Annotated in this window: 8 protein-coding genes and 3 rRNA genes; 5 read left to right on the forward strand and 6 right to left on the reverse strand. The window is 66.6% G+C overall.

Going from position 1 to position 14,844, the window contains the following annotated elements; all coding sequences use genetic code 11:
* Genes IGS69_RS13330 through IGS69_RS13345 form a run of 4 tightly spaced genes read left to right on the forward strand, consistent with a single transcriptional unit; the run spans position 1 to position 4,260 of the window.
* On the forward strand, positions 1-768 hold the full coding sequence (locus tag IGS69_RS13330) for a DUF4129 domain-containing protein (RefSeq protein WP_190899462.1): 768 nt from the start codon (positions 1-3) through the stop codon (positions 766-768).
* Entirely contained in the window at positions 765-1,961 is a 1,197-nt protein-coding gene (locus tag IGS69_RS13335) for a DUF4350 domain-containing protein (protein ID WP_190899464.1), read from the forward strand. Before IGS69_RS13330 ends, IGS69_RS13335 begins: the two co-directional genes overlap by 4 nt.
* Entirely contained in the window at positions 1,961-2,950 is a 990-nt protein-coding gene (locus IGS69_RS13340) for an AAA family ATPase (protein ID WP_106974321.1), read from the forward strand. Before IGS69_RS13335 ends, IGS69_RS13340 begins: the two co-directional genes overlap by 1 nt.
* A complete protein-coding gene (locus IGS69_RS13345; protein WP_190899466.1) occupies positions 2,950-4,260 on the forward strand; it encodes a DUF58 domain-containing protein in 1,311 nt (436 codons plus the stop codon). Before IGS69_RS13340 ends, IGS69_RS13345 begins: the two co-directional genes overlap by 1 nt.
* 78 nt (positions 4,261-4,338) lie before the next feature.
* Here the strand turns inward: IGS69_RS13345 and rrf are convergent.
* From rrf to IGS69_RS13365, 4 genes are all read right to left on the reverse strand, one after another.
* A 5S ribosomal RNA gene (rrf, locus tag IGS69_RS13350) occupies positions 4,339-4,455 on the reverse strand.
* A 72-nt stretch (positions 4,456-4,527) separates the two neighbouring features.
* Positions 4,528-7,648: ribosomal RNA gene (locus tag IGS69_RS13355) — 23S ribosomal RNA — on the reverse strand.
* A 313-nt stretch (positions 7,649-7,961) separates the two neighbouring features.
* Positions 7,962-9,487 (reverse strand): 16S ribosomal RNA (locus IGS69_RS13360).
* The 16S, 23S and 5S rRNA genes sit together here, the layout of an rRNA operon.
* Positions 9,488-10,063: 576 nt before the next feature.
* A complete protein-coding gene (locus IGS69_RS13365) occupies positions 10,064-11,071 on the reverse strand; it encodes a stage II sporulation protein M (RefSeq protein WP_190899469.1) in 1,008 nt (335 codons plus the stop codon).
* Positions 11,072-11,199: 128 nt separating this feature from the next.
* Between IGS69_RS13365 and IGS69_RS13370 the strand changes: the two genes are divergently transcribed.
* Positions 11,200-12,159, forward strand: a complete 960-nt coding sequence (locus IGS69_RS13370; RefSeq protein ID WP_190899471.1) for an RDD family protein — start codon at positions 11,200-11,202, stop codon at positions 12,157-12,159.
* Positions 12,160-12,197: 38 nt separating this feature from the next.
* On the opposite strand, the gene IGS69_RS13375 is transcribed toward IGS69_RS13370, so the two are convergent.
* Both IGS69_RS13375 and ahcY read right to left on the reverse strand, forming a co-directional pair.
* Positions 12,198-12,812, reverse strand: a complete 615-nt coding sequence (locus IGS69_RS13375; RefSeq protein WP_190899473.1) for a hypothetical protein — start codon at positions 12,810-12,812, stop codon at positions 12,198-12,200.
* A 133-nt stretch (positions 12,813-12,945) separates the two neighbouring features.
* The gene (gene ahcY, locus IGS69_RS13380; protein ID WP_190899475.1) at positions 12,946-14,403 is read right to left on the reverse strand and encodes an adenosylhomocysteinase; all 1,458 of its coding nucleotides are present in this window, start codon (positions 14,401-14,403) and stop codon (positions 12,946-12,948) included.
* Positions 14,404-14,844 lie beyond the last annotated feature (441 nt).

A 14,844-nucleotide genomic window follows, 5' to 3' on the forward strand; every position in this document is an offset into this window, starting at 1 on the left:
GTGAGCCGGGCGGGGGAACTTCTCACAACGGCGCTGCCACGCGCCGGCATACGCACGCTGCTGAGCGCCGGCGACACCTCCCTGCTGTCGCCGGCACGCTCCGCCGACGACCCGCCCCTCACCATCCCGCGCGACCCCGCGCGCGAGGCGGCCCGGCGCGAACTGTCCAAGCGGATGTACCACGAGAACGACCCCAGCCTGTTCCAGCGCGCGCTCGACGCCTTCTGGGAATGGCTCGGCAAACTCTTCAACGCCGCCTCGACCGCCACCCCCGGCGGCACACTCGGCCTGATCGTCATCATCCTGGCCGTCATCACGGTCCTGGCCGCCCTGTGGTGGCGCCTGGGCACACCGCGCCGCCAACCCACCTCGTCCGCAACCCTGTTCGACGACCGCCCCCGCAGCGCCGCAGAGCACCGCGCCGCCGCCGAGGCACACGCCGCCCAGGGCCACTGGAACCAGGCCGTCCAGGAACGCATGCGCGCCCTCGTCCGCGCCCTGGAGGAACGCGCCCTCCTCGACGTCCGCCCCGGCCGCACCGCCGACGAGGCAGCAGCCGAAGCCGGCCGGGCCCTGCCCGCCCACACCGACCGACTGCGCACCGCCGCCCGCGACTTCGACGACGTGACGTACGGCGGCCGCTCGGCGACCGAAGAGTCGTACCACCGCATCGCCGAACTCGACCGCGACCTGGAACGCACCAAGCCCCAGCTCGCCACGAGCAGCGCCGCCACGGCCCCCACCACCCGCCAGGGAGCCGCCGAATGACCACCGAGGCCACCCTCGCACCCACCTCGGCCTCGCCCACCGCCCGCCAGGTGTGGACCCGCGCCCGCGGCATCGCGCTCGCCCTCGTGGTCCTCCTCGCGGGAGCCGTCGCCATCGCCGTCGTCCGCTCCGACGCCCGCCACGGCGCACTCGACCCGCGCTCCGCCGACCCGGGCGGCAGCCGCGCCGTCGCCGAACTCCTCGCCGACCGGGGCGTGGACACCCGCGTCGTCACCACCCTGGACGAGGCAGCCACCGCGGCCGGCCCGGACACGACCCTCCTGGTCGCCGCCCCCGACCTGCTGACCCCCGGTCAGCAGACCCGCCTGAACAAGGCGTTCGCCGACTCCGGCGGCCGCACCGTCCTGGTCGCCTCCGGCAGCGCCTCCATCGAACGGCTCGCCCCCGGCGTCACCGCCGACCCCGCCACCAGCCTCGACTCGACGCTCTCCCCCGACTGCGCCCTGCCCGCCGCCCGACGCGCAGGCACCGCCGACACCGGCGGCGTCCGCTACACCACCACCCACCTCGGCGCCGACTCGTGCTACCCCAGCGAACGCCTGGCCACCCTGCTCCGCCTCCCGGACGAGAAGGGGAACGGCGACACCATCGCCCTCGGCGCGCCCGACATCCTCCTCAACGACCGCCTCGACGAGCAGGGCAACGCCTCGCTCGCCCTCCAACTCCTCGGCTCCCGCCCCCATCTGGTCTGGTACCTCCCCTCGCTCTCCGACACGCCGGCCGACCGCACCGACGACGAACGCAGCTTCTTCGACCTGCTCCCCTCGGGCTGGCTCTGGGGCACCCTGCAGCTCTTCGTCGCCGCAGCCCTGGCCGCCCTCTGGAGGGCACGCCGACTGGGCCCCCTCGTGCCCGAAAAACTCCCCGTCGCGATCCGCGCCTCCGAAACCGCCGAAGGCCGCGCCCGCCTCTACCGCAAGACCGACGCCCGCGACCGCGCGGCCGACGCTCTTCGCTCCACCACCCGCACCCGCCTCGCCCCCCTCGTAGGCATCCCCGTCACCCAGGCGCACACGCCCGAGGCCCTGCTCCCCGCCCTGTCCGCACACCTCCACGGCGACGGCCAGGACCAGCACGCCCTCCTCTTCGGACCGCCGCCCAGCGACGACGCAGCACTCATCGCACTCGCCGACCGACTCGACGCCCTCGAAAGAGAGGTACGCCGTCCATGATGGACCCGACCACTGACAACGCCGGGCAGACCGGGGACCCGGGCACCGCCCGCGACGCCCTGGAGGCTCTGCGCGCCGAGATCGCCAAGGCCGTGGTCGGCCAGGACCCAGCCGTCACCGGTCTCGTCGTCGCCCTGCTCTGCCGCGGCCACGTCCTCCTCGAAGGTGTCCCCGGCGTCGCCAAGACCCTCCTGGTCCGCGCCCTCGCCTCCGCCCTCGAACTCGACACCAAGCGCGTCCAGTTCACCCCCGACCTCATGCCGAGCGACGTGACCGGCTCCCTGGTCTACGACACCCGCAGCGCCGAGTTCTCCTTCCAGCCCGGCCCGGTCTTCACCAACCTCCTCCTCGCCGACGAGATCAACCGCACGCCCCCCAAGACCCAGTCGTCCCTCCTGGAAGCCATGGAGGAACGCCAGGTCACCGTCGACGGCACCCCCCGCCCCCTCCCCGACCCCTTCCTGGTCGCAGCGACCCAGAACCCGGTCGAGTACGAGGGCACCTACCCCCTCCCGGAAGCCCAGCTGGACCGCTTCCTCCTCAAACTCACCATCCCCCTGCCCTCCCGCCAGGACGAGATCGACGTCCTCACCCGCCACGCCGAGGGCTTCAACCCACGCGACCTCCACGCCGCCGGCGTACGCCCCGTAGCGGGCCCGGCCGACCTGGAGGCGGCCCGCGCGGCGGTCGCCAAGACGACCATCTCCCCGGAGATCACCGCCTACGTCGTCGACATCTGCCGCGCCACCCGCGAGTCGCCGTCCCTCACCCTCGGCGTCTCACCCCGAGGCGCCACGGCCCTCCTGGCCACCGCCCGCGCCTGGGCCTGGCTGACGGGACGCGACTACGTCATCCCCGACGACGTGAAGGCCCTTGCCCTCCCGACCCTCCGTCACCGCGTGCAACTCCGCCCGGAGGCCGAAATGGAGGGCGTGACGGCCGACTCCGTCATCAACGCGATCCTCGCCCACGTCCCCGTCCCCCGCTGATGGCAGTCACCGGACGCGCCGCCCTCCTCGCGGCCCTGGGCTCCCTCCCCGTCGGCATCTGGGAGCCCAGCTGGACGGGCATCCTGGCGGTCAACGCCCCCTTGGCCGTGGCCTGCGCCTGCGACTTCGCGCTGGCCGCCCCCGTGCGCCGCCTGGGCCTGACCCGCTCCGGCGACACCTCGGTACGCCTCGGCGACACGGCGGACGTCACCCTCACCCTCACCAATCCGTCCCGCCGCCCCCTGCGCGCCAGGCTCCGCGACGCCTGGCCCCCCAGCAGCTGGCAACCCGGCACGGAAACGACCGCCTCCCGCCACCGCCTCACGGTCCCCCCGGGCGAGCGCCGCCGCATCACGACCCGCCTACGCCCCACCCGCCGAGGCGACCGCCAGGCCGACCGGATCACCATCCGCTCCTACGGCCCCCTCGGCCTGTTCGCCCGCCAGGGCACCCACAGGGCTCCCTGGACGGTCCGCGTCCTGCCCCCGTTCACCAGCCGCAAGCACCTGCCCTCGAAGCTGGCCCGCCTGCGCGAACTGGACGGCCGCACCAGCGTCCTCACCCGCGGCGAAGGCACGGAGTTCGACAGCCTTCGCGAATACGTCCCCGGCGACGACACCCGTTCCATCGACTGGCGCGCCACAGCCCGCCAGACCTCGGTCGCCGTACGCACCTGGCGCCCCGAGCGCGATCGCCACATCCTCCTGGTCCTCGACACCGGCCGCACCTCGGCCGGTCGCGTGGGCGACGCACCGCGCCTCGACGCCTCGTTGGACGCGGCCCTCCTCCTCGCAGCCCTCGCCTCCCGCGCCGGCGACCGCGTGGACCTCCTCGCCTACGACCGTAAAGTCCGCGCCCTCGTCCAGGGCCGCACCGCAGGCGACGTCCTTCCCGCCCTGGTCAACGCGATGGCCACGCTCGAGCCGGAGCTCGTCGAAACGGACGCGCGAGGCCTCGCCGCAACCGCTCTGCGTACGTCTCCACGCCGCTCCCTGATCGTCCTGCTCACCACTCTGGACGCAGCTCCCATCGAAGAGGGCCTGCTTCCTGTCCTGTCCCAGCTCACCCAGCGCCACACGGTATTGCTGGCCTCGGTGGCCGACCCGCACATCACCGACATGGCCAAGTCCCGTGGCGATGCCGACGCCGTCTATGAGGCTGCCGCGGCCGCCCAAGCCCAGTCGGAACGCCACCGCACCGCGGAACAATTGCGCCGCCATGGCGTCACGGTCGTCGACGCCACACCGGACGACCTCGCCCCGGCACTCGCGGACGCGTATTTGGCATTGAAGGCGGCGGGACGCCTCTAGCAAATAAAGGCCCCCGAAAGGGGGCCCTGAACGCAGAAAACCCCCGCATCCGAAGATGCGGGGGTTTTCCCAAAAATTGTTCGGCGGCGTCCTACTCTCCCACAGGGTCCCCCCTGCAGTACCATCGGCGCTGTAAGGCTTAGCTTCCGGGTTCGGAATGTAACCGGGCGTTTCCCCTACGCTATAACCACCGAAACACTATGAAACTGACAACCGGCACTTTGGTTGTTCGTGGTTTCAGAACCAACACAGTGGACGCGAGCAACTGAGGACAAGCCCTCGGCCTATTAGTACCGGTCAACTCCACACGTTACCGTGCTTCCATATCCGGCCTATCAACCCAGTCGTCTACTGGGAGCCTTACCCTCTCAAGGAGGTGGGAATACTCATCTCGAAGCAGGCTTCCCGCTTAGATGCTTTCAGCGGTTATCCCTCCCGAACGTAGCCAACCAGCCATGCCCTTGGCAGAACAACTGGCACACCAGAGGTTCGTCCGTCCCGGTCCTCTCGTACTAGGGACAGCCCTTCTCAATATTCCTACGCGCACAGCGGATAGGGACCGAACTGTCTCACGACGTTCTAAACCCAGCTCGCGTACCGCTTTAATGGGCGAACAGCCCAACCCTTGGGACCGACTCCAGCCCCAGGATGCGACGAGCCGACATCGAGGTGCCAAACCATCCCGTCGATATGGACTCTTGGGGAAGATCAGCCTGTTATCCCCGGGGTACCTTTTATCCGTTGAGCGACGGCGCTTCCACAAGCCACCGCCGGATCACTAGTCCCGACTTTCGTCCCTGCTCGACCCGTCGGTCTCACAGTCAAGCTCCCTTGTGCACTTACACTCAACACCTGATTGCCAACCAGGCTGAGGGAACCTTTGGGCGCCTCCGTTACTCTTTAGGAGGCAACCGCCCCAGTTAAACTACCCATCAGACACTGTCCCTGATCCGGATCACGGACCCAGGTTAGACATCCAGCACGACCAGACTGGTATTTCAACGACGACTCCCCCTGAACTGGCGTCCAGAGTTCACAGTCTCCCAGCTATCCTACACAAGCCGAACCGAACACCAATATCAAACTGTAGTAAAGGTCCCGGGGTCTTTCCGTCCTGCTGCGCGAAACGAGCATCTTTACTCGTAGTGCAATTTCACCGGGCCTATGGTTGAGACAGTCGAGAAGTCGTTACGCCATTCGTGCAGGTCGGAACTTACCCGACAAGGAATTTCGCTACCTTAGGATGGTTATAGTTACCACCGCCGTTTACTGGCGCTTAAGTTCTCAGCTTCGCCCCACCGAAATGGAGCTAACCGGTCCCCTTAACGTTCCAGCACCGGGCAGGCGTCAGTCCGTATACATCGCCTTACGGCTTCGCACGGACCTGTGTTTTTAGTAAACAGTCGCTTCTCGCTGGTCTCTGCGGCCACCCCCAGCTCAGGACGTACAGTCCATCACCAGGTGTGGCCCCCCTTCTCCCGAAGTTACGGGGGCATTTTGCCGAGTTCCTTAACCATAGTTCACCCGAACGCCTCGGTATTCTCTACCTGACCACCTGAGTCGGTTTAGGGTACGGGCCGCCATGAAACTCGCTAGAGGCTTTTCTCGACAGCATAGGATCATCCACTTCACCACAATCGGCTCGGCATCAGGTCTCAGCCTTATGTGCGACGGATTTGCCTATCGCACGGCCTACACCCTTACCCCGGGACAACCACCGCCCGGGATGGACTACCTTCCTGCGTCACCCCATCACTCACCTACTAACCGCTTGGTTCGGCGGCTCCACCACTCCCCTTTGCCCGAAGGCTCCGGGGCGGCTTCACGGCCTTAGCATCACGATGCTCGATGTTTGACGCTTCACAGCGGGTACCGGAATATCAACCGGTTATCCATCGACTACGCCTGTCGGCCTCGCCTTAGGTCCCGACTTACCCTGGGCAGATCAGCTTGACCCAGGAACCCTTAGTCAATCGGCGCACACGTTTCTCACGTGTGAATCGCTACTCATGCCTGCATTCTCACTCGTGAACCGTCCACAACTCGCTTCCGCGGCTGCTTCACCCGGCACACGACGCTCCCCTACCCATCACGATCCCCGTTGGGGGTACATATCGCAATGACACGACTTCGGCGGTACGCTTGAGCCCCGCTACATTGTCGGCGCGGAATCACTAGACCAGTGAGCTATTACGCACTCTTTCAAGGGTGGCTGCTTCTAAGCCAACCTCCTGGTTGTCTCTGCGACTCCACATCCTTTCCCACTTAGCGTACGCTTAGGGGCCTTAGTCGATGCTCTGGGCTGTTTCCCTCTCGACCATGGAGCTTATCCCCCACAGTCTCACTGCCGCGCTCTCACTTACCGGCATTCGGAGTTTGGCTAAGGTCAGTAACCCGGTAGGGCCCATCGCCTATCCAGTGCTCTACCTCCGGCAAGAAACACACGACGCTGCACCTAAATGCATTTCGGGGAGAACCAGCTATCACGGAGTTTGATTGGCCTTTCACCCCTAACCACAGGTCATCCCCCAGGTTTTCAACCCTGGTGGGTTCGGTCCTCCACGAAGTCTTACCTCCGCTTCAACCTGCCCATGGCTAGATCACTCCGCTTCGGGTCTTGAGCGTGCTACTCAGTCGCCCTATTCGGACTCGCTTTCGCTACGGCTTCCCCACACGGGTTAACCTCGCAACACACCGCAAACTCGCAGGCTCATTCTTCAAAAGGCACGCAGTCACGAGATGGAAGCAAGCTTCCATCCGACGCTCCCACGGCTTGTAGGCACACGGTTTCAGGTACTATTTCACTCCCCTCCCGGGGTACTTTTCACCATTCCCTCACGGTACTATCCGCTATCGGTCACCAGGGAATATTTAGGCTTAGCGGGTGGTCCCGCCAGATTCACACGGGATTTCTCGGGCCCCGTGCTACTTGGGTGTCTCTCAAACGAGCCGCTGACGTTTCGACTACGGGGGTCTTACCCTCTACGCCGGACCTTTCGCATGTCCTTCGCCTACATCAACGGTTTCTGACTCGTCCCACGGCCGGCAGACCGTGGAAGAGAGATCCCACAACCCCGCATACGCAACCCCTGCCGGGTCTCACACGTATACGGTTTAGCCTCATCCGGTTTCGCTCGCCACTACTCCCGGAATCACGGTTGTTTTCTCTTCCTGCGGGTACTGAGATGTTTCACTTCCCCGCGTTCCCTCCACATGCCCTATGTGTTCAGGCATGGGTGACAGCCCATGACGACTGCCGGGTTTCCCCATTCGGAAACCCCCGGATCAAAGCCTGGTTGACGACTCCCCGGGGACTATCGTGGCCTCCCACGTCCTTCATCGGTTCCTGGTGCCAAGGCATCCACCGTGCGCCCTTAAAAACTTGGCCACAGATGCTCGCGTCCACTGTGCAGTTCTCAAACAACGACCAGCCACCCATCACCCCCGGAATCAACCGGAGTGCACTGGGGCCGGCACTGAAGGCAGCCAAATCGGCCGTACCCTCAGACACCCAACAGCGTGCCCGACACACTCCCCGCTCCCCTCAACGTTCCACGCTCCGAAGAGCAGTACTAGAAGGAGAAGACGATCGAGTGTGCCGAGTAGTCAACGTTCCACCCATGAGCAACCAGTGCGAGACGTTCGCTCGCATGCTGGCCTCTGACCTCGTCCCGAAGGACTCGGTAAGAAGTGCTCCTTAGAAAGGAGGTGATCCAGCCGCACCTTCCGGTACGGCTACCTTGTTACGACTTCGTCCCAATCGCCAGTCCCACCTTCGACGGCTCCCTCCCACAAGGGGTTGGGCCACCGGCTTCGGGTGTTACCGACTTTCGTGACGTGACGGGCGGTGTGTACAAGGCCCGGGAACGTATTCACCGCAGCAATGCTGATCTGCGATTACTAGCGACTCCGACTTCATGGGGTCGAGTTGCAGACCCCAATCCGAACTGAGACCGGCTTTTTGAGATTCGCTCCACCTCGCGGTATCGCAGCTCATTGTACCGGCCATTGTAGCACGTGTGCAGCCCAAGACATAAGGGGCATGATGACTTGACGTCGTCCCCACCTTCCTCCGAGTTGACCCCGGCGGTCTCCCGTGAGTCCCCAGCACCACAAGGGCCTGCTGGCAACACGGGACAAGGGTTGCGCTCGTTGCGGGACTTAACCCAACATCTCACGACACGAGCTGACGACAGCCATGCACCACCTGTACACCGACCACAAGGGGGACCCTGTCTCCAGGGTTTTCCGGTGTATGTCAAGCCTTGGTAAGGTTCTTCGCGTTGCGTCGAATTAAGCCACATGCTCCGCCGCTTGTGCGGGCCCCCGTCAATTCCTTTGAGTTTTAGCCTTGCGGCCGTACTCCCCAGGCGGGGCACTTAATGCGTTAGCTGCGGCACGGACAACGTGGAATGTTGCCCACACCTAGTGCCCACCGTTTACGGCGTGGACTACCAGGGTATCTAATCCTGTTCGCTCCCCACGCTTTCGCTCCTCAGCGTCAGTATCGGCCCAGAGATCCGCCTTCGCCACCGGTGTTCCTCCTGATATCTGCGCATTTCACCGCTACACCAGGAATTCCGATCTCCCCTACCGAACTCTAGCCTGCCCGTATCGACTGCAGACCCGGGGTTAAGCCCCGGGCTTTCACAACCGACGTGACAAGCCGCCTACGAGCTCTTTACGCCCAATAATTCCGGACAACGCTCGCGCCCTACGTATTACCGCGGCTGCTGGCACGTAGTTAGCCGGCGCTTCTTCTGCAGGTACCGTCACTTTCGCTTCTTCCCTGCTGAAAGAGGTTTACAACCCGAAGGCCGTCATCCCTCACGCGGCGTCGCTGCATCAGGCTTTCGCCCATTGTGCAATATTCCCCACTGCTGCCTCCCGTAGGAGTCTGGGCCGTGTCTCAGTCCCAGTGTGGCCGGTCGCCCTCTCAGGCCGGCTACCCGTCGTCGCCTTGGTGAGCCATTACCTCACCAACAAGCTGATAGGCCGCGGGCTCATCCTGCACCGCCGGAGCTTTCGACCCTCACAGATGCCTGCGATGGTCAGTATCCGGTATTAGACCCCGTTTCCAGGGCTTGTCCCAGAGTGCAGGGCAGATTGCCCACGTGTTACTCACCCGTTCGCCACTAATCCCCACCGAAGTGGTTCATCGTTCGACTTGCATGTGTTAAGCACGCCGCCAGCGTTCGTCCTGAGCCAGGATCAAACTCTCCGTGAATGTTTTCCCGTGATCGGGATGACACGCACGAGAGCGGAACAGTCAGGCGGAATAGGCCCGACCGTTCACAGCGTCCTCGCTGTGTTTTCTTCAAAGGAACCTCGACCATCGGTTGTCCGATGGACGGGGTATCAACATATCTGGCGTTGACTTTTGGCACGCTGTTGAGTTCTCAAGGAACGGTCGCTTCCTTTGTACTCACCCTCTCGGGCTTTCCTCCGGGCTTCCCTTCGGTCTTGCGTTTCCGACTCTATCAGATCTTTCCGATCCGATTTCCTCGGTGCTTTCCAGGTTCCCGCTTTCGCGTTTCCCTTTCCGGCGGTTCCGACTTTATCAGAAGTTTCAGGCCGGACTGACCGGCCGCTCATTTCCGATTCATCGGGAGAGGCTTCAATGAAATCAGCGTTTCAAGAAGCAGATAGATGTTCACTGTGGCTGGTCCGGGACTAGAGCCCATCTCCAGGCAACTGTTCGAATCTACCTCCCCGCACTTGCCGTGTCAACAGCTCCTGTGGGGCGAAGAGGAGACTAGCAGTTGAACGGAGGTGGTCGCACATCCGCCGGTCGGCGGGACGATCAGGCGGCGGTGGGGACGCTCGCGCTGCGTTCCGCGGCCTCTACGTCACCTGTCTCCCCGGCGCGGGCGGCACGGCCGCCCAGGACGTAGACGTAGGCCAGGAAGGCCACTTCGGCGGCGACTCCGATGGTGATGCGGGCCCAGGTGGGGAGGCCGGAGGGGGTGACGAAGCCTTCGATGGCGCCGGAGACGAAGAGGACGAGGGCGAGACCTATGGCCATGCCTATGGCGGCCCGGCCCTCTTCCGCGAGAGCGGTGCGGCGCGTCCGGGGGCCGGGGTCGATGAGCGTCCAGCCCAGGCGCAGACCAGTGCCGGCGGCGACGAAGACAGCGGTGAGCTCGAGGAGGCCGTGCGGGAGGACCAGGCCCAGGAACGTGTCGAGGCGGCCGGCCGAGGACATCAGGCCGACGCCGACGCCGAGGTTGAGCATGTTCTGGAAGAGGATCCAGAGGACCGGCAGCCCCAGGAACACCCCCAGGATGAGGCACAGAGCGGCGGCCCAGGCATTGTTCGTCCAGACCTGGGCGGCGAAGCTGGCGGCCGGGTGGCTGGAGTAGTACGTCTCGTACTGGCCGCCCGGGCGGGTGAGCTCGCGGAGTTCGCTGGGGGCCGCGATGGAGGCCTGGACTTCGGGATGCGTGCCGATCCACCAGCCGAGGAGGGCGGCGACGGCCGTCGACAGGAGCGCTGTGGGCACCCACCAGTGGCGTGCCTTGTATACGGCCGCGGGGAAGCCCTGGGTCAGGAAGCGGGTGACGTCTCGCCAGGAGGCGCGTCGGGTGCCTGTCACGGCGCTACGCGCGCGTGCCACGAGTTGGCTCAGCCGTCCGGTCAGTTGCGGGTCCGGGGCGCTGGACTGGATCAGGGAGAGGTGCGTCGCCGTGCGCTGGTAGAGGGTGACGAGTTCGTCGGCCTCGGCGCCGTTGAGGCGGCGCTGGCGGCGGAGGAGGGCTTCGAGGCGGTCCCATTCCGCTCGGTGGGCGGAGACGAAGACGTCCAGGTCCATCGGTGTGCCTGCTCCTCGGCTGGTCGTCGGAGGCTCGTCGTGGATCAGCTTGTCGTACTACGGCGCGATGCGCCCTCAGCTTGGCAGACTGGCCCTGTCGGGGGCAGGGCAGGGGAAGGACGGCGGGCGTGAGTGAGCTGGTGACGGGCGAGGCTGTGGCGTTGGAGCTGCGCCCAGCGAGGCTGCCCAGCAGGGCGCTGGCCGTGCTGCTCGATCTGGTGGCGGCGATGGCGGTATATGTCGCGGTGACCATCGTGCTGGTGACGTCCACGGCCTCGCTCGACGAGGCGGCGCAGACGGCGCTGTCGATCGCGACGTTCGTTCTCGTCCTGGTGGGCGGGCCGATCGCGGTAGAGACGCTCAGTCACGGGCGGTCGCTGGGGAAGCTGGCATGCGGGCTGCGTGTCGTGCGGGACGACGGGGGGCCGATCCGGTTCCGGCATGCGCTGGTGAGGGGCTTGATCGGGGTGATCGAGATCCTCATGACGTTCGGGATCGTCGCCTGCATCGCCTCGTTCGTGTCGGCGCGCGGGCGGCGGCTGGGGGATGTGTTCGCGGGGACCCTGGTCGTGCGGGAGCGGATCCCGGTCACGCGGACCGGTTTCGTGCCGCCTCCTCCGCCGTGGCTGGCGGGTCGGTTCTCGGGGCTCGATCTGTCGGCGGTGCCCGACGGGTTGTGGCTCGCCGTCCGGCAGTACCTGACGCGTATGCAGCAGCTGGATCCGCAGGTGGGCTGGTCGATGGCGGAGCGGCTGGCCTCGGATCTGGCGGAGCGTACTGGGGCTCCGGTGCCGCAGGGTGTGCCGCCGGCGGCGTATCTGGCGGCCGTGGTGCAGGAACGGCAGGCGCGGGAGGCCCGGCGGGCTTTCGGGAGCGATGCGGCCCGGGCGGCCACGACCGCCGCCGTTGCGTCGACGAATGGTCCAGCGGCATCGCCCGCTCCTCGTGGCGGGACTCCCGCTGTCCCCGGGCGGCCGCCCGGGGCGCCTGAGGTGGTCTCCGAGCCGTCCGCTGTGGAGCGGCCCGCGCAGTCACCGGCGGGCTCGGCGGGCGAACGGCCCGGCACCGGGTTCGTGCCGCCGGCCTAGCGGAGCGCGGGGCCCGCCGGCCCGGCGTGGCCGTGTGTTCAGGGGAACACCGACGGCGGTGATTCCAGGTCTTCGAGCTCGATGCCGGGGGCGGCGAGGACCACGTCCCCGGCGATGTGCACGGTGTGCTGCTCGCCCGTGTCCAACGCTGTGACCTGGTATTCGTCCACGGCCAGGGGGCCGTTGTCAGTGGCGTGTGCTTCGCTCTTCACCAAGGCCCAGGACTGGTCCACGGTGCGGGGGGCGAGGACCGGGTCCGTGAAGGCGACGAGGCGTACGCGGGTGGCGGCTGCGGAGGGGGTGATGCGCAGGAGTCGGGCGGTGGCGACGAGGAATGCCGGGGAGGTGCCGGTGAAGGCGTGGGCGCGCACATTGCCTTCGGTGGCGTCGGTCCCGGTGGGGTCGGTGCGGACCCAGGTGACTCCGTCGAGGGCGGCGCCGCGGACCTGCCAGGCGGCGGCGTGGAGTTCGAGGCGGATGGGGCGGCCCAGTTCGTCGAGGGTGAGGTCGACGGAGCCGTGGTGATCGCCTGCGGGGGTGGTCAGCTGGGAGACGTAGCGCCAGCCGGAGGGGCCGGGGGCGCACTGGAAGTGTTCTTCTGCGAGGGGGGTGTGATCGTGCGGATCGTGGAGCGAATAGCGGCCGCGGGGCATGGGGGTCCTGGGTCTTGACGGGCTGGGCCGGTCGTCGCCGGCCTGTCGAACGGGGCAGGCCCCCGGCACGGGGGTGCGGGGGCCTGCCTCGGAGATCCGACCGGCTGCGAACGCGGCAGCGGTGCTGCTCGGCTCAGTAGCGGTAGTGGTCCGGCTTGAACGGGCCCTCGACCGGCACGCCGATGTACTCGGCCTGCTCGGGGCGCAGCGTCGTCAGCTTCACGCCGAGCGCGTCGAGGTGGAGACGGGCGACCTTCTCGTCGAGGTGCTTGGGCAGCACGTAGACGCCGGTCGGGTACTCGTCGGGCTTGGTGAACAGCTCGATCTGGGCCAGGGTCTGGTCCGCGAAGGAGTTGGACATCACGAACGACGGGTGGCCGGTGGCGTTGCCCAGGTTCAGCAGGCGGCCCTCGGACAGGACGATGATCACCTTGCCGTCGGGGAAGGTCCAGGTGTGGACCTGGGGCTTGACCTCGTCCTTGACGATGCCGGGGATCTTGGCGAGGCCGGCCATGTCGATCTCGTTGTCGAAGTGGCCGATGTTTCCGACGATGGCCTGGTGCTTCATCTTGGCCATGTCCGAGGCCATGATGATGTCCTTGTTGCCGGTCGTGGTGATGAAGATGTCGGCCGTCTCGACGACGTCCTCGAGGGTCGCGACCTGGTAGCCGTCCATCGCGGCCTGGAGGGCGCAGATCGGGTCGATCTCGGTGACGATCACGCGGGCGCCCTGTCCGCGCAGGGACTCCGCGCAGCCCTTGCCGACGTCGCCGTAGCCGAAGACGACCGCGGTCTTGCCGCCGATGAGGACGTCGGTGGCGCGGTTGATGCCGTCGATGAGCGAGTGGCGGCAGCCGTACTTGTTGTCGAACTTCGACTTGGTGACGGCGTCGTTGACGTTGATCGCCGGGAAGAGGAGGACGCCGTCGCGCTGCATCTCGTACAGGCGGTGGACGCCGGTCGTGGTCTCCTCGGTGACGCCGCGGATCTCCGAGGACAGCTGGGTCCACTTCTGGGGGTTCTCGCCCAGGGTGCGGGTCAGCAGTTCGAGGATGACGCGGTGCTCGTCGGACTCGGCGGTGTCGGGCGAGGGGACCTTGCCGTCCTTCTCGTACTCGACGCCCTTGTGGACGAGGAGGGTGGCGTCGCCGCCGTCGTCGAGGATCATGTTGGGGCCGCCGGTGGGGCTGTCCGGCCAGGTCAGCGCCTGCTCCGTGCACCACCAGTACTCGTCCAGGGTCTCGCCCTTCCAGGCGAAGACCGGGACGCCCTGGGGGTTGTCCACCGTGCCGTTCGGGCCGACGGCGATGGCGGCGGCCGCGTGGTCCTGGGTGGAGAAGATGTTGCAGGAGGCCCAGCGGACCTGCGCGCCGAGGGCGACCAGGGTCTCGATGAGCACGGCGGTCTGCACGGTCATGTGCAGGGAGCCGGTGACACGGGCGCCGGCCAGGGGCTGGGTCTCGGCGTACTCCTTGCGGATCGCCATCAGGCCCGGCATCTCGTGCTCGGCGAGAGTGATCTCCTTGCGGCCGAACGCGGCCAGGGAGAGGTCGGCGACCTTGAAGTCCTGTCGGTTGTCGACAGTCGTCATTGCGAGCTGCTCCTCGGGGTTGGGGCGAGGTGGGTACGGCTGGTCTGCGCGGCGGCGGACACAGGGGTGCCCGAAAGAGGACACAGGCATGCCCGCGTGCGCGCAGCGCAGTCCGTCGGAGGCCCTCTCTCCCTCGGCCGGTCCGCGGTGGGACCGCCCGACCGCCATCAGCAGCGACGTCTGGCTCCGTCCCAAGCTACACCGCAAGGCCGGGCCGCCCCCAGTCCGCCTCCGAACGGATCCGGCCATGGAGGCGGTGGTGCGCGCGGGGGCACCGGCCTCCGCGGGATCGCGGCGGGCGGGGGGCCGGTGGGGTGTGTGATCGAGGGGCGGGAGCGATAACAGGACACCAACGAAGGCGGCGGCAGGAGGGGTCGAAGCGGGATGAGCAGGGAGCTTCCGGCCTTTGCGTCTGGAGCGAGGTGGTGCAGGATGCCCGGG

This window comes from Streptomyces tuirus (assembly GCF_014701095.1).
In the GTDB taxonomy this organism is placed as follows: Bacteria; Actinomycetota; Actinomycetes; order Streptomycetales; family Streptomycetaceae; genus Streptomyces; species Streptomyces tuirus.

Excerpts from the sequence above, each read along its gene's own strand:
- IGS69_RS13335 (WP_190899464.1), top strand. The coding sequence starts at position 765 with ATGACCACCGAGGCCACCCTCGCACCCACCTCGGCCTCGCCCACCGCC.
- IGS69_RS13340 (WP_106974321.1), top strand. The coding sequence starts at position 1,961 with ATGGACCCGACCACTGACAACGCCGGGCAGACCGGGGACCCGGGCACC.
- IGS69_RS13345 (WP_190899466.1), top strand. The coding sequence starts at position 2,950 with ATGGCAGTCACCGGACGCGCCGCCCTCCTCGCGGCCCTGGGCTCCCTC.
- IGS69_RS13365 (WP_190899469.1), bottom strand. The coding sequence starts at position 11,071 with ATGGACCTGGACGTCTTCGTCTCCGCCCACCGAGCGGAATGGGACCGC.
- IGS69_RS13375 (WP_190899473.1), bottom strand. The coding sequence starts at position 12,812 with ATGCCCCGCGGCCGCTATTCGCTCCACGATCCGCACGATCACACCCCC.
- ahcY (WP_190899475.1), bottom strand. The coding sequence starts at position 14,403 with ATGACGACTGTCGACAACCGACAGGACTTCAAGGTCGCCGACCTCTCC.